Genomic DNA, 20,396 nt, shown 5'->3' with positions numbered 1-20,396 from the left:
GTCCGATAAAGCGATGCCTTGCTTCAGAGTGAGGATGCAACTCTTCACCGTGCAGGTTCGTGATTTCGAATTTGTCTGACGACGAATTTGATGTGATTCGCTAACATGCGTTTGTTAACAAACAACATTCGCTTAGAACGATCATATCGATGGACAACACGGGAATCGCGGCCGTTTTTGAAGAGCTTGCGGAGCTTCTGGAATTCAAGGGCGAAAACCCATTCCGCATTCGCGCGTACAAGCAGGGTGCCAAAGCGATTCGCGATCTTGACGAATCACTCGCTGACATCGTTTCAGATCCTGACCGCAAACTTTCGGACCTCTCCGGCATCGGCAAAACGCTCGCCGACAAAACGAAGGTCTTGTTGGAAACGGGTAGCTTGCCACAACTGGAAAAGCTGCGTGAAGAGATCCCCGATGTGATGATCCAGATTTCCCGCATCCCTGGGCTTGGCGCAAAGAAGGCGGCGACGTTGCAAAAGGAATTGCACATCGAATCTCTCGCCGATCTACGCAAGGCATGCGAAGACGGATCGGTCGCCAAGCTTAAAGGCTTTGGCAAGAAAACGGCCGAGTCGATTTTGGAAGGGCTTTCGATCGCCGAACAAGCTGCCGAACGGATCTATTGGTCCGCGGGCGATGACTTGGCACGATCAATCGGCAAGCACATGCAGTCCTGCAAGGCAATCAAGAAAATGGAATGGGCAGGATCCTATCGACGTGGCCGAGAAACGGTAGGCGATTTGGACCTGTTGGTCGTCGCCGATGACCGGGCAGCCGCAATGGACCACCTCGAAGCCTACCCAGAAAAGTCACAGACGATCGGCCGAGGCGAAACGAAGATCTCCATTCGAGTCGGCAAAGCTTTTCAAGTTGACATGCGATGTGTCGACGAAGACCAATTCGGTGCGGCACTGCAATACTTTACCGGTTCACAAGCACACAACATTCACACACGGCGCATCGCTAAGGACAAAGGGCTGAAGATCAACGAGTACGGTGTCTTCAAGCTTGATGATGATCAACAGGTTGCCGGCGCGACTGAACAAGACGTCTACGAAGCCATCGGACTGCCATGGATCCCACCGGAACTCCGCGAAGACCGGCTTGAATTCAAAGCCATCGACAACGGGGCTCTGCCAGAGTTGATCGAAACATCCGATGTTCGCGGTGACTTGCACATGCATACGACCGCGACGGACGGACAAAACACCATCCGTGAGATGGCGGATGCCGCGATTGAAAAGGGCTTGAAATACATCGCGATCACAGACCATAGCCAACGTGTTTCGATGGCGATGGGCCTCAATCCTGAACGGCTCCGCGAACAATGGGCCATGATCGATGAGATCCGCCCCGAATACGAAGATCAACTGATGATCCTCAAAGGCATCGAGTGCGACATCCTGGAAGCCGGCGACATGGACCTGCCCGAGGACGTCCTGGCCGAAGCCGATTGGGTGCTCGCGAGCGTCCACTATGGGCAGCGACAATCACGCGATCAGATCACAGATCGAATCCTCGGTGCGATCGAAAATCCACACGTCGATTGCATCGCTCACCCCACCGGCCGTTTGATCAATCGACGCCCGCCCTACGAAGTCGACATGGATGCGGTGCTTAAAGCGACAGCCAAGGCAGGTAAGCTGATGGAGCTGAACGCGAATCCCGCTCGGCTGGACCTAAACGAGATTCATCTGGCAGCCGCAAAGAAACTGGGCATCCCCATCGTTATCAGCACCGACGCCCACAGCATTCATGGGTTGGATGTGATGCAATACGGTATCAAGCAAGCACGCCGTGGCGGTTTGACCAAAGCAGACGTAGCGAACACGAAAACGTTCAAGCAGTTTCAGAAACTGGTCAAATAAACCATCGCGGTCAGCCAATCGCGGTGACCCTTCAACCGTCACGCCGGCTTTCACCAAGCGATCATCTGATATTGATCGCCGAATCCTATACAGCGGTCTTTAGAACAGCACACAAATTGACTGTGGGACGAAAACGGCATCGCGTGTGAATTGCAATTCGCCCGTCGTTTGATCGATGGTGAAAATCGAAATCGAATTCGTGTTCTTTCCTGCCGCCAGCAGAAAACGACCGCTCGGGTCGATATTGAAATTACGCGGCCACGCGCCATGGATCGGTTCAACTTCGATCAAGCTCAATCGCCCGGTTGCTTCTTCAACGCTATAAGCCGTGATCGAATCGTTTCCACGGTTTGCCGAGTAGACAAATTTCCCAGAAGCATGAACGCGGATTTCGGATGCACTGTTGAAGTCTTCCTTTGCCTTCACGCTTTCAGGCAAAGTTTCGATCGTCTGGATAGGCTTCATCGCACCCGCTTCCGCGTCATAGTCGAACACCGTCACCGAGAGCGCCAATTCATTCAGCACATAGACTTTGGTTCCGTCTGGGCTGAATTTCATATGGCGTGGACCGCCTCCTGCAGGACACTCTCCATAGCCATGAGGCGTCAACGTGCCTGCGGACGAATCGAGTTTATAGATCACCACTTTGTCCATTCCCAAATCGGGAACGAAAACAAAACGGTCATCGGGTGATGTTCCCGTCCAGTGCGCGTGCGCGGTCTCTTGGCGACCGGGTACGACACCCGATCCCGGTGGGTGTTCTTGAAGATCGGATCGTTCGACGAGGCTGCCAGATTCATCCAGCCGAAAACATGCGGTCGATCCGCCACCGTACTGGGCAGTCAAAACAACCTTACCGTCACGGCTGACCGAAACATGTGCCGCACCACCGTCACCGATCGGTAGCGAGCTATCTTCGACGAGCGACTGTTTACCGCTTTCTCCATCGATCTGATAAGCGACAACCGATGGTGTGCCGCTCTTGGTGGCAACGGCGTAAAGCATCTTGCCGTTGGGGTGTTTTGCCAAAAAGCCAGGCCCGCTGATCTCAGCGGCAAGTTCGATGTCACGTAGCTTGCCTGATTCTGTATCAAACGCACCGTGGTAGATCCCTTTGCTCAATCCGCCTCGTGGTGTCGATGTCCCAAACCAAACATCAACGACATCGGCGGCCGCTTCTCGACAAGCCGCTGTCATCATCAAAACTCCAACGATCAAGCAGACAGTAAAACGCATCAAAAGAATCCCCACCTTGGTGACTCGGCAAAACAGGAACGAAAGCGGGGACGCACCCCGAAACTGTGAAACATGGAACACGGGAAACAGGCTCGGATCGCCCGACAATCCGAACAACCGGCAAATTCTACTCAACTGTACCCGCGATGGTTCCGATATCGAGAGTGACAGAATGTATTTACGCACAATATGAGATGGACGCATGCTTCGCGGACGCTTCAAAAATTTCGCTATCTACTCGCTGATCGGGATCATGACAGGCGGCCCCGCTTGGTCAGCCACTCCCGGCAACGCATCGCGCAGCCTCCATCGGAAATCGGGTTCCGCTTCGTCGACTGGCGCCGTTCAAAGTGCCTTTGGCGTTCGCGAACCCGGACAGCAGGACAACGTTCGTCAGGTGGTCGGAAAGCAGCCTGCCGCACCGACAAAGGACACCGATCGAACGCTTTCGTTCATTCCACGGCTGCTGAGCGGGACGTCTAGCGATAGCACATCGCCCACGACAACCAGTCAAAACCACCAAGCCCAGCCGGGGGGGCGCACCAATGCTCCCAAACCGCGTGGAATTTTGAACGATCTGTTCGGTGTCAACAACAACAGCCATCAAGACGTAGCTGCCGAACAAACGGTTCGTGCCAGCAACGATCCACCGCCCCCAGTCAACTGGGACGGCATCCCCTACCACCAAGCGAAGTCGCAATCGCGGTCATCGAATCCAACTCCGATTCGAGATCCGAGACCAGGTGAAGCACGCATGTCTAATTCAGGACGCGTTGCCTCGTCGAACTCGGCCCGTCTGACACGTCAACCTGAAACACCTCAGCTTGATGCACCGACGTTGCCCAAAGCTCCTTCGTTGGAGACCGCGGCAACCAGCAGCCGACGAACCTCGACGCCTCCCGCAAAAGTTGTGTCGTCCAAGATCGAAGCCGAACGGCCTTCCACACTGTCACCATTATCTAGCAGTCGGCGAAGTGACCGACGAAGCCTACCTACGTTGGACGCATCGGAAATCGCCGCAGCACGCAACGCGAAACTCGATGAAGAAGATTTGGTTCCCAAGATTTCGCGACGGCGCATCAAACCCGATGCGAACGAAACAGCAAAATCAACCAAGCTTTCCGAAAACGCCGTTTCAGGTTCTCTGACAGATCAATCTGACGCCCCCAAAGCAAGTCCAACACCGGTCGCCGATAAAGTGGCCGCCGCGGACAAGCCAAAGGTCGATGCGCCCTCGGCACCGAAGGTTCAATCTAAACCGGTTCCGGCAAAGACCCCTTCGGCTGAAATCGCGACCAAGGCAGCACCGCAACCGGCGACAAATCCGGCCGAAACCAACAGTCCGGCCGAAACCAACCGAATTGCTGGTAGCGCCGCATCGTCCAATCCATCGGTGGAAACAGCTGAACCGAGTGCACCAACACAGTTCAACACAGCAAACTTGACCACACCCGCGCCGGCCGTCGCAACCAACGATGCGGCGACAAACAACATCGCTGGTGTGGACGACAATCAATCGCCACGCTTTGTCAAACCAACGATGTCAGCACCGGCAGCACCGAAATTCGGACCGCGAACCAATGTCGTCTCTGGACGGGTCGGCCCTCCGGCTAGTGAATTTCATACGGGTAATGCAAACAACACGATGCCCAATAGCGTCCACAACTTTGCACAACAACCCAATAGTGGCGTTGCACAGCCAAAGCATGATGCGGCACTGAAACCATCACACGTTCCATTGCACCCGGCAACCGGCTCGGTTGCTGGAACACCGATCGGTTCCGGTATCGCTGTCGGCGAGCCACATCCGGCAACCAGTTCGTTGTCGCTGCCCGCCGCGACTGCTCCACAACCCCAGGCTTCGATCGCACGGGCTCCCCAAATGCATCGCCCGTTGCCAGAGACAGCTCCGGGGTCGTCAGCTCTAGGAACGCCTGAGCAAAGCCCTCAGCCTTACGTCAACTCGGTTTCGAACTTGCCATCGGCGTCGACTCCCGAGCACCGTGTTGCTGCCAACCAAAGCCCCAGCGCGCCTTACGTCAACGCACCATTTACCGAAAACCAAGCCCGCAGCAGTGCAGCACCGAATGCTCAGAGCGAACTTTCGCCCGACGAGACGGCTGTCGCTTCCGAGCTACCTGGGATTCGCGTCGTCACCCAAGGCCCACGTCGACTGATCATTCGCCAGACAGAGGTCTTCGAGATCCGCGTTGAGAACCGCGGTTCGATCGATGCCGAAGGCGTCATGGTTCGTACCTCGGTTCCAGATTGGGCAGACCTCAAAGGCCAATCCGCTTCACGCGGTCAGCTTGATCCGCCAAATCATTTGAACAATCGACGACTGGTATGGGCCCTCGATCGCTTGCCTGCCGGAAGCAATGAAACGATGTATGTTCGACTGCAAGCTCTCCAAAGCGGCAGCCACGAACTGGATGTCGACTGGACGCTGGTACCGCAAAAGAGTGTCGCCAAGGTCGAAGTTCGTGAGCCGAAACTGGACCTCGTTATCGAAGGCCCAGAAGATGTCGTCTACGGCGAATCACAGACCTACAAAGTTCGTGTGCTGAACCCAGGTGACGGAATCGCCCCGAACGTCGTCTTTACTTTGTCGCCGAATTCGCCAACTCCACAAACGCAACGGATCGGCAATATTCCCAGTGGCAAGGAAGCACAGTTCGAAGTCGAACTTACCGCTCAAGATCTTGGTGACCTAAAGATCCATGGATTCGCTGCGGGAGATTTGGGACTGAAGTCCGAAGCCGAAAAGACCATCAAGGTACTCGCCGCAGAACTGGAAGCCGTTTTGGTCGGACCAGAACTGAAGTACCAAAACACCGATGCGATCTACCAGCTGCAACTGACCAACAAAGGTACGGCTACTAGCAAGAACGTCCAAGCCAGCTTGGGATTGCCACCGGGAACTCGCTACGTCGACGGGATCAACGAAGCCGTCAAGCGTGGTAATAAACTCACCTGGCAAATCGAATCGCTGCCACCAGGTGCAACGCGTGAATACGAATTCACTTGCAACATGACGGCAACAGGCAACCATACGTTTGACTTCATGGCCACCGGCTCTGCCGCAGGTCAAACAGCGGTCGCGTTGGAAACCCAAGTCGAATCGATTGCCGACCTTGTGCTCAGCATCAACGACCCTGCCGCACCGGCACCGGTCGGATCAGAAGTCACCTATGAAATCGTGATCAAAAACCGTGGTAGCCGAGCGGCGACGGATGTCCGAGCTGTTGCACAGTTCAGCAAAGGTATCGAACCACGCAGGATCGACGGCCACAGCGGCCAAGTCCTGACCGGTCAGGTGCTGATCGATCCGATTAGCAGCATTCGCCCCGGTGAAGAAGTTCGTATCCATGTGATTGCCGAAGCTGAGTCGGACGGACATCACCGCTTCCGCACCGAAATCCGCTCTGGCGAAACGGTACTCGTTTCCGAAGAAGCGACTCACTACATGAGCCGCAGAAGTGAGCGGGTAAGCCGACGCAGCACAACCAGCCGCTAAGAATTGGCACTGTCTCACCGCATGCACGTGCGGTGCACACAGGCTAATAAAACAACAGCAAACAGCCCGGTTCTAAGAATCGGGCTGTTTTTTTGCATCGCACTCTGAAATTTCCTCGAAGCAACGCCTCCGATCGGGGCTCGTTTAATCGTAGACCAAGACACATTCCGCCCCTCTTTCTACCGACCGTCACGAACTTCATCGCTCGTTTTGCCACGCCTCGCAAACGGAACACCATCGGATGTCAAAATCATTGCTGCTTTGTTTTGCCTTGTTCCTAGGCCTTCAAGCCAACCGAGATCAGGTAAACTCCGAGGATAACGCAACATCGGAAAAGACAGAGACTCAAACAATGTCGGAGCGTCACAACTTTAATCTGCCACTGAAAACGGCCGGCGGCACTCAACTTTGGACTGACCACCTGTGGCGATGTGGGTTCCGTGTTCAGCAAAATGCGTTGACCGGTCACTGGCGATTGCTTGATGAGGCAAACGTTCGTCGTGCTTGGGGCAACCGTTCACAGTGCGAAAATATGCTGGAACTACTTTGCCCATCCAAAGATCAGCCCCAGGGCCAGCACTATGTGGTTTTGCTTCACGGTTTGATGCGAACCTCAGGAAGCATGAAACCACTCGAACCTGTTCTGACAAAAGCCGGAATGCCTAACTGCCTTCGGTTTTCTTACGCCAGTACCCGATGCTCGATCGGTCAACATGCCGCGGCACTGCGAGAGTTGCTCGAAGCGTTGCCTGCCGATTCGACGTTCAGCTTTGTCGGCCACAGCATGGGCAATATTGTCGTTCGACATTTGGTAGGTGACTTGCAAAGTGACGGAGATCAACACGCTCTACTTCCACGATGCAAGTCCATGGTCATGCTTGGCCCACCGAACCAAGGTGCGGCGATCGCACGTCGTCTGGGAAAAACCAAGTTGTTCGAATGGGTTACCGGCCAAGGTGGCATTGAACTTGGACCGCAATGGGACGAATTCAACGCCCGTTTGGCGACGCCACCATTTCCGTTTCATATCGTTGCCGGCGATATTGATCCCCCCATTGCGAATCCACTGGTCGACGGCAGTGGCGATTATGTAGTCAGCGTTGAAGAGGCCAAGCTAGACGGGTCAACCAGTTTCCAAACCGTTCCGGTGCTGCATAGCTTTCTAATGAGCAACCCAGACGTGATGCAAAAGACAGCGGATCTGCTTGGACAGCCCGAAGTCGAACAGGACTGATCTTCTTTGCTTTACACTGATGCGTTGGGATGGATCAGCGGGAAACCGTGACACCAATCAATGCCTTTGCAATAGGAGTTCTATCGATGACAACCATCGCGTCGACGCGGCCTTTTCCAAATTCGATTCGACGATTGCCTCCTGCCACGCTGCGTTTATCACCTGCTACGCTGCGATTGGCGACTTTGCTACAAACTGTTGCTTTGGCGACCTGGCTAGGCACCTGCGTTTCGAAAGCCGCCGAACCCGATGCGGTCAAATCACAACACCGATATGAAATCGTCGTCGGGAACGCTGACCTACAAGCGAGGCAGCCCCAACTGGCGATTGGACATACCGGCCGAACCTATCTCGCGTTTGGCTCCCAAAGCGACATCTATGTTTGTCACGAGGAAGGGACACAAAGCGAGTTCTCCGCCCCTGTCAAAGTCGGTCACCTGGAAAAGCTTGCCCTCGGCATGAGACGAGGGCCGCGAATCGCTATTTGTGGCGACGCGATCGTGGTCACCGCGATCAGCCACAAAACAGGAAACCTAGTTGCCTATCAATCGAAAGATCATGGCGCGACTTGGTCGGATACTGTCATTGTAAATGACGTCGACGAAAGTGCTCGCGAAGGACTCCATTCGATGGCAAGCGATCGAAATGGAAATGCATACGTTGTGTGGTTGGATCTACGCAACGGGCACACCGAAATTTTCATCTCCAAGTCCGTCGACGCTGGGATAACCTGGTCTAAAAACTCACTCGTTTATCGCTCTCCTTCTGAAACCGTGTGCGAGTGCTGCCATCCATCGATCCAGATCGGCAACGATGGCACAATCTATGTGATGTGGAGAAACTTGATTGACGGAGACCGCGACATGTACCTGTCTAGCTCCCTCGATGGCATGACATTTAGCGCGGCGAAAAAACTAGGCACTGGAACGTGGTCACTCGATGCCTGTCCGATGGATGGCGGTGACCTAACTGTCAGTGACAAAGGACTGGTCACAACCGTTTGGCGACGCAAAGACACGGTCTACCAAGCGGTTCCGAACAATGCCTTTGAAATCGTGATTGGCAAAGGTGAACAGCCGAGTGTGACAGCCAGCAAGCGAGGCGTCTGGATCGCTTGGCTTTCAAGACGCAATGGCCCATTGCTGCATCGCTCACCAGATAGCGACCAAACTGCGAAGCTTGCAGACCAAGCAAACGATCCCGTAATCGCTAGCGACAGCAAAGGCGAAATTGTTGTTGCCGCTTGGGAAGAAAAGACCAAACAAGGTTCAACCATTGTTGTCAAACAACTGGCTAAGTAGCTGCGGGCAACACTCAGCGACAAACGCCATCATCACCTTATCCTGGTTGTGCCTATGAAAACAGCCGACTGCACCTTAGTGCGGCCGGCTGTTCATTTCGATATGTGTTCCTGAATCGAATTGCGATTCAGGTTGACGAATCACTCATCGTGAATCGGTCGGATCAGTCGCGACGCGAACGTCCGCCACCACCACCGCTGCCGCCACGGCGACGACCGCTTCCGCCGCGTCGGCGAGGACGATCACCGTCTTCACCGCCACCGTTGCCGCGATCTTCATCGTCATCGCCAACCATTGCAGCGATCTCGTCTTCTTCACCGAGTTCTTCGAGTGCCTGACGGCGGCTCAATTTCACTCGATCGTGCTCATCGACATCGATGACAAGGACTTTCATCGCATCACCAACACGCACGACCTTGTCGATGCTGCTGATGTAGCCGCTGCTCAATTCGCTGATGTGGCACAAGCCATCACGACCTGGCAGGATTTCAACGAACGCGCCAAAGTCTTTGATGCTGCTGACGATACCGTCGTAGATCTTGCCGATCTGAACGGTCGCGGTGCAAGCTTCGACTTGCTTCATCGCTTCGGCAGCCGATTCTTTGTTGTTACCAGCAACCAAAACGGTTCCGTCATCTTCGACTTCGATGACACAGCCGGTGGATTCCTGGATACCACGGATATTCTTTCCGCCAGGACCGATCAACGCACCGATCTTGTCGGGCGAAATTCGGGTACGCAACAAACGAGGAGCCGTTGGTGCGATTTCGCGGCGTGGACGTGGGATCGTGGTCAACATCTTGCGAAGGATCTCGATCCGTGCTTCACGAGACTGCTTCAAGGTCGCCCGAATGATATCGTCGCTGATGCCGGTGACCTTCAGATCCAACTGGATACCGGTGATACCGTTTTGGGTACCAGCGATTTTGAAGTCCATGTCGCCGAAGTGATCTTCCGACCCCAAGATGTCAGTCAACAGCACGAAGTCGTCTTCTGACTTGCGAACCAAACCGACTGAGATACCGGCAACTGGGTTGCTGATCGGAACCCCTGACGCCATCAGTGCTAGAGTTGCACCACAAACCGATGCCATCGAGCTACTGCCGTTCGACTCGGTGATGTCACTGATGACACGCACGGTGTAAGGGAAGTCTTCTGCCGAAGGCAAAACGGGCGCGACGCTTCGCTCAGCCAAGCAGCCGTGACCGATTTCGCGGCGTCCAGGGCCACGAATTGGGCGGCACTCACCGACCGAGAATGGTGGGAAGTTGTAGTCCAGCATGAACTTTTTGCTGAACTCGTCATGCAAGCCGTCAACGCGTTGTTCGTCACGGGCGGTCCCCAATGTGACGGTGATCAACGCTTGAGTTTCACCACGTTGGAAAACAGCGGATCCGTGGACACGTGGCAGGACGTCGGTTTCGCAGTGAATCTGACGCAGGCTTGTGGTGTCACGACCGTCGGGGCGAGTTCCCGAGACGATCAGGTCACGAGCAACGTTGCCTTCAAGGTCATGCCAGACTGATTTGAAGCGTTTGATGCAGATCGCACCTTCGGCTTCTGGATCAGGAATCATTTCCGCGATCGCTTTGTCACGCAGTTCCGAGCAAGCCGCAGCACGATCGTGCTTGCCAGAGGTCTGCATGGCGGCTTTGAAACTGTCGTAGTAAGCGCTGCTCAGCTTTTCCAGCAATCCGTCGTCTTCAGGTGCGACGTACTCGTCCTTAACCGGATTGACTTTTGCAACCAGTTCATCCAGCAGATCGAGAATGTCACGGATGATGCCGTGTGCGAAGCTGATCGCTTCGATCATCTGATCTTCGGGCATTTCGTTTGCGAAGCCTTCGATCATGGCGACTTGCTCGCGCGAGCCACTGACGATCATGTCCAATTCGCTTTCTTCCAACTCGGAATTGGTTGGGAAGGCGACCAATTGACCGTCGACCTTACCGACACGGACCGAAGCAATAGGTCCGAGGAATGGCAGCGAGCTGATCGCCAGTGCCGCAGAAGCACCGTTCATCGCCAACACGTCGCCGTCATTTTCTTGATCGCTAGCGACAACCATCGCTTGGACTTGGACTTCGTCCATAAAACCTTGTGGCCACAGCGGACGGATGGGGCGGTCCATCAGTCGCGAGCTCAAGATTTCCTTCGTGGACGGACGACCTTCACGCTTCAAGAAGCCGCCGGGAAACTTTCCGGCCGCCGCAAATCGCTCGCGGTAATCGCAAGTCAGTGGGAAAAAGTCGATACCTGGGCGAGGGCTGCTGCTCGTTGCGGCAACCAAAACGACCGTTTCGCCGTACTGCACGAGAACCGAACCGGACGCTTGTTTCGCCAACTGACCGGTCTCGAACGACAGCACTTGGCTGCCGATCTTCTTCTCAACGCGAATTTTATTGACAGTCACTTTTCTTTCCTTAACTACTACACTCAACAACAAAGGATTTTGCCTGACCGTCCCGGCCCCATTGCCGGCCGCCAAAGCAAAATCAGAAATTAGCGCCGGATCACAACAATCAAGATCCGAGCGGCGCACCGATGACAAACACACCCAAGGCTAGCGAGCCTTGATCGGGCAGGTCAGAAATAAGGTGCACGCCCAGCATCAAACCACGACGCCTTGATGATCCGACAAATCATGGCGTCACGACGAAACCAACGCTGGTCAAACTTGGCTGCTGACAACCGCGTGGCAGAGAATGCCACAGAAAGACCAAGTGGAAGCGGCTCCTACGGGGTCGATGGTCAATCGCTTATATCAGCCAAAGCAGCGGCAGGCGACTGTGCCCGCGCGAACCCCGCCCGGCGATATTTACAATGACCGCCGGGTCAGCATGAATAGAAAAGATCGCGAAAAGACTCTTCGATCGCCGCCACCATGGCGACTTTTGGCCGAAGCCTTGTCACGCCGAATGGCGGCCGATACGTGGGCTACTTTCGGATGCCCAGCTTTCCGATGATATCGAGGTATCGCTGTGGATCCTCTCCGCGGACATAGTCCAACAGGCGACGGCGTTTGCTGACCAAGCCAAGCAAACCACGCCGTGAAGCGTAATCTTTGTGGTGAGTTCGCATGTGCTCAGTCAGGCCATTGATACGCTCGGTCAAGATGGCAATCTGAACTTCTGGCGAACCCGAGTCACCATCAGCTGAACCGTGTTCTTTGATGACCTCTGCTTTACGTTCTTTCGAAATCGTCATTCGACTCTACTTCTTATTTCCTACGATTAACTTCGCTAACTCATCTCTCTTGCGTACAGAGGCGGTAGTTTACCGGCCTCGCGCAATACCGCAACGGCAAAAAATGTCAGATCCCGGCCCGCTGTGTCAAGTGTTCGCACACCTCAGCCGCTAAATCGGACACACTCCGCCCCCCCCCCCCATCAAGACGGATTTCGGGAGCCAAAGGCGCTTCATAAGGGTCGCTGATCCCGGTGAAATTCTTGATCTCGCCCGCGCGGGCCTTTTTGTACAGCCCTTTGGGATCCCGCGATTCGCAAATTTCCAGCGGAGTATCGACAAACACCTCAATGAAATCGTCGACTCCCGACGCATTGACGATGCTGCGGACCCGATCGCGATCCTTCCGATAAGGACTCACAAAGGCTGTTAACGTAATCAACCCAGCCCCGGCCATCAGGGACGCAACGCTGCCGATCCGCCGAATATTTTCTTCCCTATCGACCGCTCCGAACCCCAACCCAAATCGATTGGCAAATTCTTCGCCATGTTCCTCTGCCAAGACCGCCGGGGGGGCACACAAACCATGCCGCACATTGTCTCCATCCAGCAAAGTCGTCGCTCGCCCCTGCTGGTTCAACATGACGTCCAACGCATTGGCAACGGTGCTTTTTCCGCAGCCGCTTAGGCCGGTAAACCAAACCACACAGCCGCGTTGGCCCAACACTTGTTCCCGCATCGCGCGATCGACGCTGTGGTCATGCCAGACAATATCCTTGGAAACGTCATTACTTGGATCAGTCATGTTGCTGTGGTATGCGAGACTTGAGATGCACGAAATTGCGACTTTCACAACTTACGGCATCCAGACACGAAAACGGCGGCGCTAGCCAGTTTAACGTCAACCAGGAAAAGCCAAAGGAGACTCGCCAGCAAAGACCAAGGATAGGTGTCGCAATGATGATCGGCTAGCTGCTCGCACTACGATAGCTCAGCAAACTGCGACGAAACATCCAGCGGCTTGCCAACACGCTCAGCACCGTCGCCACTGCCGCCCAAACGACAAACCACTGCCCGCCAGACCGATCGGACACAGGTTGAGCCAAAATCCGAGCCGGTACATTGACGACCAACAGGATCGGGATCACGAAGGTAAACAAACCATAAAGCGGCTTGCCCCACGAACGATCATAGATCTCCATCGGATAGCGGCTGAAGTTGGTAATGTAAAACCAGAAATTATAGAGCGACTGATTCCTGCCCAGCCAAACACTGGTGGCACTCAGTGCGACCATCAAGCTGTACATCATCATCACACCACAGGCGACAAAGATCACGTACAGCAAAACCGTCAACGGCGAAGGTATCATCGGGTCGACTTCGCGTGTCGCGAGGTTGTAAAGCGATACCGCGGCAATCAAACCGCCCGCAAAAAAGTTGGAAAGCTGGCTCCAATCGATCCGCCGAAACGAGATCAAAAACTGCGTATCGATCGGCTTTAACAATGCAAAGTCCAACCCTCCGGTTCGAATCATTTCGCTGAACTCCTGCGCGTTCGGCATAAAGAACGCCTGCACTAGCGAATTGATAAACCAAGTCGTCGCGATAAACAGAAAGAACCGGTCTTGATCCCAACCGGTGCCTTCACCGATCGATCCGGTGTGCTCGAAGATGATCAAGTAAAACCCGACGTTCATCGCCGTCCAACCGAGACTGCTAACGCATTGCAGCAGAAAGTTTGTTCGGAACGTCATGTCACGAACCAAACTGTTGCGGGCGAAAGTCATAAAGACGCGAAGGTATCTACCTAGTTCGGACATCGCGTTAACCTCCGAATCCGCTATAGCGTCGTACGCCGCGTGCAAAAGCAACCCGACAAAGCACGATGAAGAAAACTAGCCACGCGGCTTCGATTCCGATTTCGATCCACAATTGATCTTCAGGGATCTTGCCTAGAAACACCGCTGCGGGGAAATAAGCCAAATACTTAAACGGCAGAAACTGCACCACGCTTTCGATACCGTCGGGCAGCATCGTCAGTGGGAACATGTGTCCCGACAGAAAGAAGCTAAACAGCATCACGACGAACAATAACGAGGTGACTTCTAAAAACCAGAATCCGATCATTCCGATCGCAGCTTCAAGAAAAAAGCCGATCAGGAATCCCATCACCAATGACATGCAAAACGCCACAAAGACCGAGACGCTTGGCCACCCGTCAACAAAGTAGTCGCGAGCCAAATAAAACACTAAAGCAAAGGGCGCCACCGCGATCGCATAGTACGCCAGCTTATGCGCAACCCGGGTCGCCAATAAAAAGCCGATGAAATCGATCGGCTGTATCAAGTAACGCTTGATCTCCCCATCTCGAATCTGCTGCGCGATGCCTGATGCCAAGCCTGGCATGCTGGAAAACGCCCGTGCGATCATCGTCAACAGGTAGTACGCCACCATGTCGCGGAATCGAAACCCGCCAATCGTGGTCGCATCGTCACCTTCGGCTGCACCAATCGAATCGAAGACGGCATACCACAAAAAGATCTGCGTGATGATCGGCAGAAAACGCATCAGCGTCCCGAGTGCAAAGTCGCCTCGGTAAACCAATCGCTCTCCCAGCGAAGTCCGCAAAATCATTCCCCAAACCGAAAACCGGTGCCAGGCGTTCGGCGGTGGAAGCGTTGATGATTCGCCGGTGGTTGGGGCAGCGACAGACAATTGCTTGCTCTATTGGATCGGACAAAGTGCGTTTCAAATCATTGACAGGAGAATATCGGACACGATTGCCCGCGAACAGGCATCACTCCGCCGCCACGACGTTCCGCTCGGACAAACGATTCCAGCGTCTTCCCAACATGATCAGCCCCAGCAAAACGAGACCGATTGCCAGTGTCGGCCACCAGATCGACACCCGTTCCAAAACCAACAAGGGAAGGGCGATGGTTAAAATCCCGCCACCGACAAACGGGGCCGAGATCGGAACCGCTAAGGCATAATCATTCGCCGCTGTCGTCTTTAAATCGGGATCGACGACACGCAGTAAGACGAATCCCGTCGCCGTCGTGCCCGTCGACATTCCATAGTTGATCAACCCCAGCGGAAACCAATTCTCACGTGGCAATACCCAGCGTGAGATCACCATCAAACAGACCGCGGTCCAAATAGCACCAAAAATAAACAGAACGCTAAAAGCACCTGCATAGGAAACCAATGTCTCGATCCTCAGTGATGCGATCGCCGCCACCACCAAGACTTCCATTGCGGTTGCCGACAGCCGCTGCAGCGTGATGTTGTCGAGCAGATTCCCTGCCCCAAATCTGCACATCAATTTTCGCAAGACCAGCCCGGCCAGCATTGTGTAGATAAACAATGGGAACCCAAGCAGGGTCGACGCGCTCATCCGCTGACTCAGTTCTGCCTGGGCACCCTCCGCACCCGCGTGGGCCCCCCAGCCGAATCGAAAATCCATCCAGTCGGCCGCTTGCTGAACACAGAACTGCGCCGCCATTCCCAATCCGACAGCGATCGCGATCCAAACCGCCTGCAATAACAACGGATCGATCGCCTCGGCCGGCATCACTTGATACCCAATCGCTGTGCGCTGCTGAGCTCGCTGCGGATCAGTCTTTTGATCTTCAGCAACATTTTGACCATCGGATCGCTTTTTAAACCAGCCACGGCGTGACCCCAGATTGATCCAAACGATCCCACTGATCACGCCGTAGACCAGCCCGCAAGTCGCCATCAGCATTCCCAAGTCCAACCCGGCTGCTAGCCCAACAGCGTCGCTTGCGAAGACGACTCCCATCGCGCCCGCAGTGCCATGCCCACCAGCGAAGCCGGCTTCAATCAGCATGCCAAACGAATTGGGGACCTGCATCATCGGTTGAATGACTGCCGCCGTTGCCAACAGGCCGACGAATGTTTCGCCCAGGACGATGATCCAGACCATCAATCCTTGGCGAGCGACTCGCGATGACGTCGACTGATCGATCGGACCACCAGATGTGTCCGGTGACTGGAGCATCATCGCCGCGAAGACAAACGCGACCAGCGGACCCGGCCACGAACTGAGTATTTGCGTTTGCTGCTGGATCCATGCGAGCGCCGGACCATCGACGGCCCCGGTTCGCAGAACCAACTGGACTAAGAACAGTCCGATAAAACCGGCAATAACGGACCCAGGTATAAACAGCCATCGCAATGGCTTGATCAGCTGGCGCAACACCACGCCCAGCAACAACAAGAAAGCGACAAAGACAACCGAAACGATCATCCAGCCGCCACGTTGGACCGGCGAATCGGTGCCCCGGGTCGAGATTGACTCGCTTGACGGTCATCGTATCGCGAGGCATCGCCGGCATGACGCGTTTGCGATCGACGCCCGATGATCTCAGGCCTGCCCAAACAACGTCCGACAATACGTTCGACTTCGTTGGGGTCGTCGATTTCAGCCAGTGTTGTTGGCTGGCCATTTTGCGATTGTCCCATGACGACAACCTTGTTGCCAACATGTAGATAAGTCACGCGAGTTCCGGACTCGATTGTCGAATTCCCCAGAACGCGGAAGACGTCTTCGGGAAGAGTGCCTGCGGTCTGTTGAGCATTCCCGTACTTTCGCGCCACCCAGACGACAACGCCAAACAGAGCAAGCACCAAAGTCAGCGCGCTGACAGTCGTCACCAATGGGCCAGTACTGCTAGCATTTACGGTGTTGTCGCTCGATGCGACATCATCGGGCAGGACAAAGTCCGGAAACTCCGCCATCACAGGCGTACTTCCGATAAAGCCGATGACCAATAAGCCGCAAATCGACAGGAGCAGGGATTTTGACATAGCCCACTATCTCGCCGAATTGAGCAGAAAAATCAAGGTCATTGCACCGTATGGGTTGGTCGATCAGCCACGCACGGGTCGGTACAAATCCAAATCAGACCGACCACCCAACGATGCATAGATCGCGACGATTTCCTTTAGCCCGGTCCAGAAATTCAGTTCCGTATCCTCTTGGGCGGCATGCCCACCGACGCGGAAATAGTAGTCCTGAGGCAATTCAAACCGGTGGTCGATCTGAACGTCACCGCCCCCGACAGCGACAATGATCGCTTCGAAGTCTTCTCCAGAAACCTCCTCGAAATCGGTATGAAGACGAAAATCAGGCGGCAATGCTTCACCGGTTTCGTCATCGGTCAGTTCAACCTGCTCAATACTCTGAACTTTCACGCCTTCGCGAATCCTTCCTCGCAACAGATCAGTCTGAGTCAGCGGCAACCACACCTGCCCCAACCATTGGCCGATTGTCAGCGGACCGGTTTGCGGATCGAGGCTGCCAGCTTGCGCATAGATCGCTGATCTTGTCAGCGGTGACATGCAACGATCAGGACTCATAGGAATCGGTTCGTCATCGCGACCAGCCAAAGCATTCGCCGCGTTTCCCGCTTCGAAAACCGTAACCTTGTACCCCAAGTATCGACCATAAAGAGCGGCTTCCAAACCCAAAGGCCCGGCTCCGATCACAGCGATCGTTCCGGGTGGATCCAAGGTTGCCATGTCGTCAAAAGCGTCTGTGTTCTGTTGTTCGTTTTCCATGGCGGGGATTGTAGGCATCGACAGCCGCAACGAAAGACCTTTCAACAGCGATCACAAGCACGGCAAGCAAGTCAATCAAATGTGCTGTTGTTGCTTGCCAACCGAAAATGGCTGAACCTCCAAAGGCGGCTGTTGGTCGAACATTAAATCGGCGAGACATACGGCAGTCCCCGGAGATAGGTGAATCCCGCTGCGATAGTGTCCGGCAGCGACGTAGATCGACTGGCTGTCGGGCAACTTGCCGAACATCGGAAACCCGTCAAAAGTCATCGGTCTTAGCCCGGACCAAGCGGTCACCTGGACAGCGTGCGAAAGTGCAGGGCAGATGTCTGCGACAAACTTTCGAAGGTCATGAAGGACGGCGGGCGTCGTTCCGTGCTGAAGCCCAACCTCTTCTTCGCAAGAACCGACAAGCACCAAACCGTCTTTGCGCGGTACCAAGTAGCGATTGCCAAAGTTGACAACACTCGATAAGTCCCTTTTGCCACCATTGAGCAACAAGATCTGTCCGCGGACCGGGATAATGCTCTGGGCCAGCTTCAGCCGCGGGGAAACCAATCCCGTCCATGAACCGCCACACACAACGACCTGGTCGCCTTCCCATGAAACCGTCTCTCCGGATCGAGTCGCGACAACGTTGACGGTTCCGGCCTGATGATGTTCAACAACATCAACTACCTTGGCGTCGTCAATCAGGGTTGCCCCGTTCGCTTCGCATGCCGACGCGAGCGCATTCAAGTACCGAGTGGTACGGATTTGATATTCATCGGGGACCCACCAAGCTTTCGCGTTTGCAGCCCGTTCGGTCCAGTGCTTCAGCGAAGGCTGCACGGCAGCCAATTGTTCTAGCGACCGCGGTTCACAGTCGATCGCCAAATCTTGCCAGTAATGAACCATTCCCATCATGGAAGCGATCTCGCCTGGGGTATCGGCGAGATACCAACCGCCACAACGCTCCAACTCGCAATCGATGCCGGTCTGATCGATCAGTTGGCTTGCCCACTTCGGAAACAATCGATGACTGAGCCCACGGAGTTGATCGATCGGATCCGTTGCGGAATCGAAGTTTGCCGGTGGCAGGATTCCAGATGCAGCCCAGGCTGAAGCTGAACGCCGCACCGACGACTTCCGCGACTGAAAGACTGGATCACGTTCGACAACGGTGACCTCGGCACCACGAGTTGTCAGTTCATATGCGATCGACATCCCGATCGCGCCGGCACCAACAACGATGACTTTCTTTTTCACTGTCCCGCCTCCTTCGCGAGAACACCGTCGATCTGTTCGAGCAATCGATGCCACGGCACCCGATTTGATTCCAATAACTGCCTTCGCAAATTGATCAGATCCGACTCGTTATCGACATCGCTAAGCTTCGCTGTTGTCCCGACCGATAGACCGGCAAGCTCGGCAACACGGATCGTTTCATCGAAAACTGATTCGGTACCCCAGCTGATATCTTCAAACAAAGAGTCGAAACATGGATCCCAACCACGAAGACCGATCAGATAGTACCCGCCATCGGCAGCGGGCCCCAGTACCACGTCATGACACGATAATAATGACTCGGCATCACTGATCACCGCCGAATCAATCAATGGGCAATCAGCACCGATCAGGATGCGTTTCGCATCTTCATTGACAGATATCGATGTCGACAATGGCCCTGATACATCACCATCGGCAAGTGGCTGCCGGAACCAATGTCGCATTCGCACACCCAAGTCCCCTGCGGATTGGGTAACGACGCCCCAGAGGTTTTCATCCTGTTGGCCAGCTTTCGAGGAGCCACTGCCGGACAGTTCCTTCAGCCAATCATCGAACGCTTCGCGACTTTCTGCAGGAGCAACGACGAAGACTTGCCGATAGGCAACCGCAGACATCGATTTCACAATGTGCTGACAAAACAAACGGTGAATTTCAGCGGCATTCGACAGGCCGATCGACTTTCCCAAACGAGTTTTAACGCGGCCGGGTTCCCAGTACTTGGCCATCACGCCAAAGACCGTTCCGGATGCATTGGGCCGATCAATCTGCTTTGATTCCATACCCGTCATCGCGATGCTCTGATGTCAGTCCGACTAACCGGTCTACGTGATTCTACCCAGAACAAGTGTTTCACTCGGTGGTTCGGGTCATGCCTCTACACGGCAAGCCCGCAAGGCACTTCAGCGTGGCTTGATAGACGCCAGGGGGGAACCGCTACCAGCAATCGCAAGAATGAATTGCAGGGCAACGATCGCAAAAGCGTTCAACCGTCCCATGCCGGTTGAATCCCATTTTTAACGCCGCGCCGCTGCAACGATCGGGGGGCAAATCGCCAAGCAACTGCTGCAATCACACCTGGATTGCACGATCACGCCACAATATCGGAAAGTTCATTGTATTGTTCCCACGCGATCCGGTTACGATAGGGGGCGTGGCGAGTGCGAAGCCGCATTGAGTGTTATTGAATCGACTGTTTT

General features: G+C 54.7%; 15 protein-coding genes. 4 read left to right on the top strand and 11 right to left on the bottom strand.

The features are described 5' to 3' along the window. Window positions 1–149 precede the first annotated feature (149 nt). Entirely contained in the window at window positions 150–1,871 is a 1,722-nt protein-coding gene (gene polX / locus LOC67_RS04630; protein WP_230261341.1) for a DNA polymerase/3'-5' exonuclease PolX, read from the top strand. Window positions 1,872–1,970: 99 nt separating this feature from the next. On the opposite strand, the gene LOC67_RS04625 is transcribed toward polX, so the two are convergent. Beyond that, complete coding sequence (locus LOC67_RS04625; RefSeq protein WP_230261340.1) at window positions 1,971–3,107, bottom strand: lactonase family protein; 1,137 nt, start codon at window positions 3,105–3,107, stop codon at window positions 1,971–1,973. Between the two features lie 202 nt (window positions 3,108–3,309). Between LOC67_RS04625 and LOC67_RS04620 the strand changes: the two genes are divergently transcribed. The 3 genes from LOC67_RS04620 (at window position 3,310) to LOC67_RS04610 (ending at window position 9,159) form a co-directional block, all read left to right on the top strand. Further along, window positions 3,310–6,624 (top strand): DUF11 domain-containing protein, encoded by a 3,315-nt coding sequence (locus LOC67_RS04620; RefSeq protein ID WP_230261339.1) that lies wholly within the window; start codon window positions 3,310–3,312, stop codon window positions 6,622–6,624. Between the two features lie 241 nt (window positions 6,625–6,865). Then, window positions 6,866–7,858 (top strand): lipase family alpha/beta hydrolase, encoded by a 993-nt coding sequence (locus LOC67_RS04615; protein ID WP_230261338.1) that lies wholly within the window; start codon window positions 6,866–6,868, stop codon window positions 7,856–7,858. Between the two features lie 29 nt (window positions 7,859–7,887). Continuing rightward, a complete protein-coding gene (locus LOC67_RS04610) occupies window positions 7,888–9,159 on the top strand; it encodes a sialidase family protein (protein ID WP_230261337.1) in 1,272 nt (423 codons plus the stop codon). 163 nt (window positions 9,160–9,322) lie between these two features. On the opposite strand, the gene pnp is transcribed toward LOC67_RS04610, so the two are convergent. The 10 genes from pnp to LOC67_RS04560 form a co-directional block, all read right to left on the bottom strand. After that, entirely contained in the window at window positions 9,323–11,572 is a 2,250-nt protein-coding gene (pnp, locus tag LOC67_RS04605; RefSeq protein WP_230261336.1) for a polyribonucleotide nucleotidyltransferase, read from the bottom strand. Window positions 11,573–12,096: 524 nt separating this feature from the next. After that, window positions 12,097–12,366: a 30S ribosomal protein S15 gene (rpsO, locus tag LOC67_RS04600; protein ID WP_230261335.1), complete on the bottom strand. Its 270-nt coding sequence runs from the start codon at window positions 12,364–12,366 to the stop codon at window positions 12,097–12,099. A 106-nt stretch (window positions 12,367–12,472) separates the two neighbouring features. Then, entirely contained in the window at window positions 12,473–13,150 is a 678-nt protein-coding gene (gene cysC / locus LOC67_RS04595; RefSeq protein WP_230261334.1) for an adenylyl-sulfate kinase, read from the bottom strand. Window positions 13,151–13,313: 163 nt separating this feature from the next. Beyond that, complete coding sequence (locus LOC67_RS04590; RefSeq protein ID WP_230261333.1) at window positions 13,314–14,165, bottom strand: ABC transporter permease; 852 nt, start codon at window positions 14,163–14,165, stop codon at window positions 13,314–13,316. Between the two features lie 4 nt (window positions 14,166–14,169). Next, window positions 14,170–14,979, bottom strand: coding sequence for an ABC transporter permease (locus LOC67_RS04585; protein ID WP_230261594.1), 810 nt, complete (start codon window positions 14,977–14,979; stop codon window positions 14,170–14,172). Between the two features lie 163 nt (window positions 14,980–15,142). Then, a complete protein-coding gene (locus LOC67_RS04580; protein ID WP_230261332.1) occupies window positions 15,143–16,618 on the bottom strand; it encodes a sodium/glutamate symporter in 1,476 nt (491 codons plus the stop codon). After that, window positions 16,615–17,178, bottom strand: coding sequence for a FliO/MopB family protein (locus LOC67_RS04575; protein ID WP_230261331.1), 564 nt, complete (start codon window positions 17,176–17,178; stop codon window positions 16,615–16,617). The genes LOC67_RS04580 and LOC67_RS04575 overlap by 4 nt, the downstream gene beginning before the upstream one ends. Window positions 17,179–17,241: 63 nt before the next feature. Next, window positions 17,242–17,931, bottom strand: a complete 690-nt coding sequence (locus tag LOC67_RS04570; RefSeq protein WP_230261330.1) for an NAD-binding protein — start codon at window positions 17,929–17,931, stop codon at window positions 17,242–17,244. Window positions 17,932–18,006: 75 nt separating this feature from the next. Continuing rightward, on the bottom strand, window positions 18,007–19,179 hold the full coding sequence (locus LOC67_RS04565; protein WP_230261329.1) for an NAD(P)/FAD-dependent oxidoreductase: 1,173 nt from the start codon (window positions 19,177–19,179) through the stop codon (window positions 18,007–18,009). Further along, entirely contained in the window at window positions 19,176–19,979 is an 804-nt protein-coding gene (locus LOC67_RS04560) for a TIGR04282 family arsenosugar biosynthesis glycosyltransferase (RefSeq protein WP_230261328.1), read from the bottom strand. Before LOC67_RS04560 ends, LOC67_RS04565 begins: the two co-directional genes overlap by 4 nt. Window positions 19,980–20,396 lie beyond the last annotated feature (417 nt).

Origin of the sequence: Stieleria sp. JC731 (genome assembly GCF_020966635.1) — a bacterium.
Taxonomy (GTDB): Bacteria; Planctomycetota; Planctomycetia; order Pirellulales; family Pirellulaceae; genus Stieleria.
Note: the sequence above shows the minus strand (reverse complement) of the source record. Positions and strands in the feature narration are given on the sequence as shown.

Bases quoted from the DNA above. Each gene is read 5' to 3' on its own strand.
- polX (WP_230261341.1), top strand. From the start codon at position 150: ATGGACAACACGGGAATCGCGGCCGTTTTTGAAGAGCTTGCGGAGCTT.
- LOC67_RS04625 (WP_230261340.1), bottom strand. From the start codon at position 3,107: ATGCGTTTTACTGTCTGCTTGATCGTTGGAGTTTTGATGATGACAGCG.
- LOC67_RS04620 (WP_230261339.1), top strand. From the start codon at position 3,310: ATGCTTCGCGGACGCTTCAAAAATTTCGCTATCTACTCGCTGATCGGG.
- LOC67_RS04615 (WP_230261338.1), top strand. From the start codon at position 6,866: ATGTCAAAATCATTGCTGCTTTGTTTTGCCTTGTTCCTAGGCCTTCAA.
- LOC67_RS04610 (WP_230261337.1), top strand. From the start codon at position 7,888: ATGGATCAGCGGGAAACCGTGACACCAATCAATGCCTTTGCAATAGGA.
- rpsO (WP_230261335.1), bottom strand. From the start codon at position 12,366: ATGACGATTTCGAAAGAACGTAAAGCAGAGGTCATCAAAGAACACGGT.
- cysC (WP_230261334.1), bottom strand. From the start codon at position 13,150: ATGACTGATCCAAGTAATGACGTTTCCAAGGATATTGTCTGGCATGAC.
- LOC67_RS04590 (WP_230261333.1), bottom strand. From the start codon at position 14,165: ATGTCCGAACTAGGTAGATACCTTCGCGTCTTTATGACTTTCGCCCGC.
- LOC67_RS04585 (WP_230261594.1), bottom strand. From the start codon at position 14,979: ATGATTTTGCGGACTTCGCTGGGAGAGCGATTGGTTTACCGAGGCGAC.
- LOC67_RS04580 (WP_230261332.1), bottom strand. From the start codon at position 16,618: ATGATCGTTTCGGTTGTCTTTGTCGCTTTCTTGTTGTTGCTGGGCGTG.
- LOC67_RS04575 (WP_230261331.1), bottom strand. From the start codon at position 17,178: ATGTCAAAATCCCTGCTCCTGTCGATTTGCGGCTTATTGGTCATCGGC.
- LOC67_RS04570 (WP_230261330.1), bottom strand. From the start codon at position 17,931: ATGGAAAACGAACAACAGAACACAGACGCTTTTGACGACATGGCAACC.
- LOC67_RS04560 (WP_230261328.1), bottom strand. From the start codon at position 19,979: ATGGAATCAAAGCAGATTGATCGGCCCAATGCATCCGGAACGGTCTTT.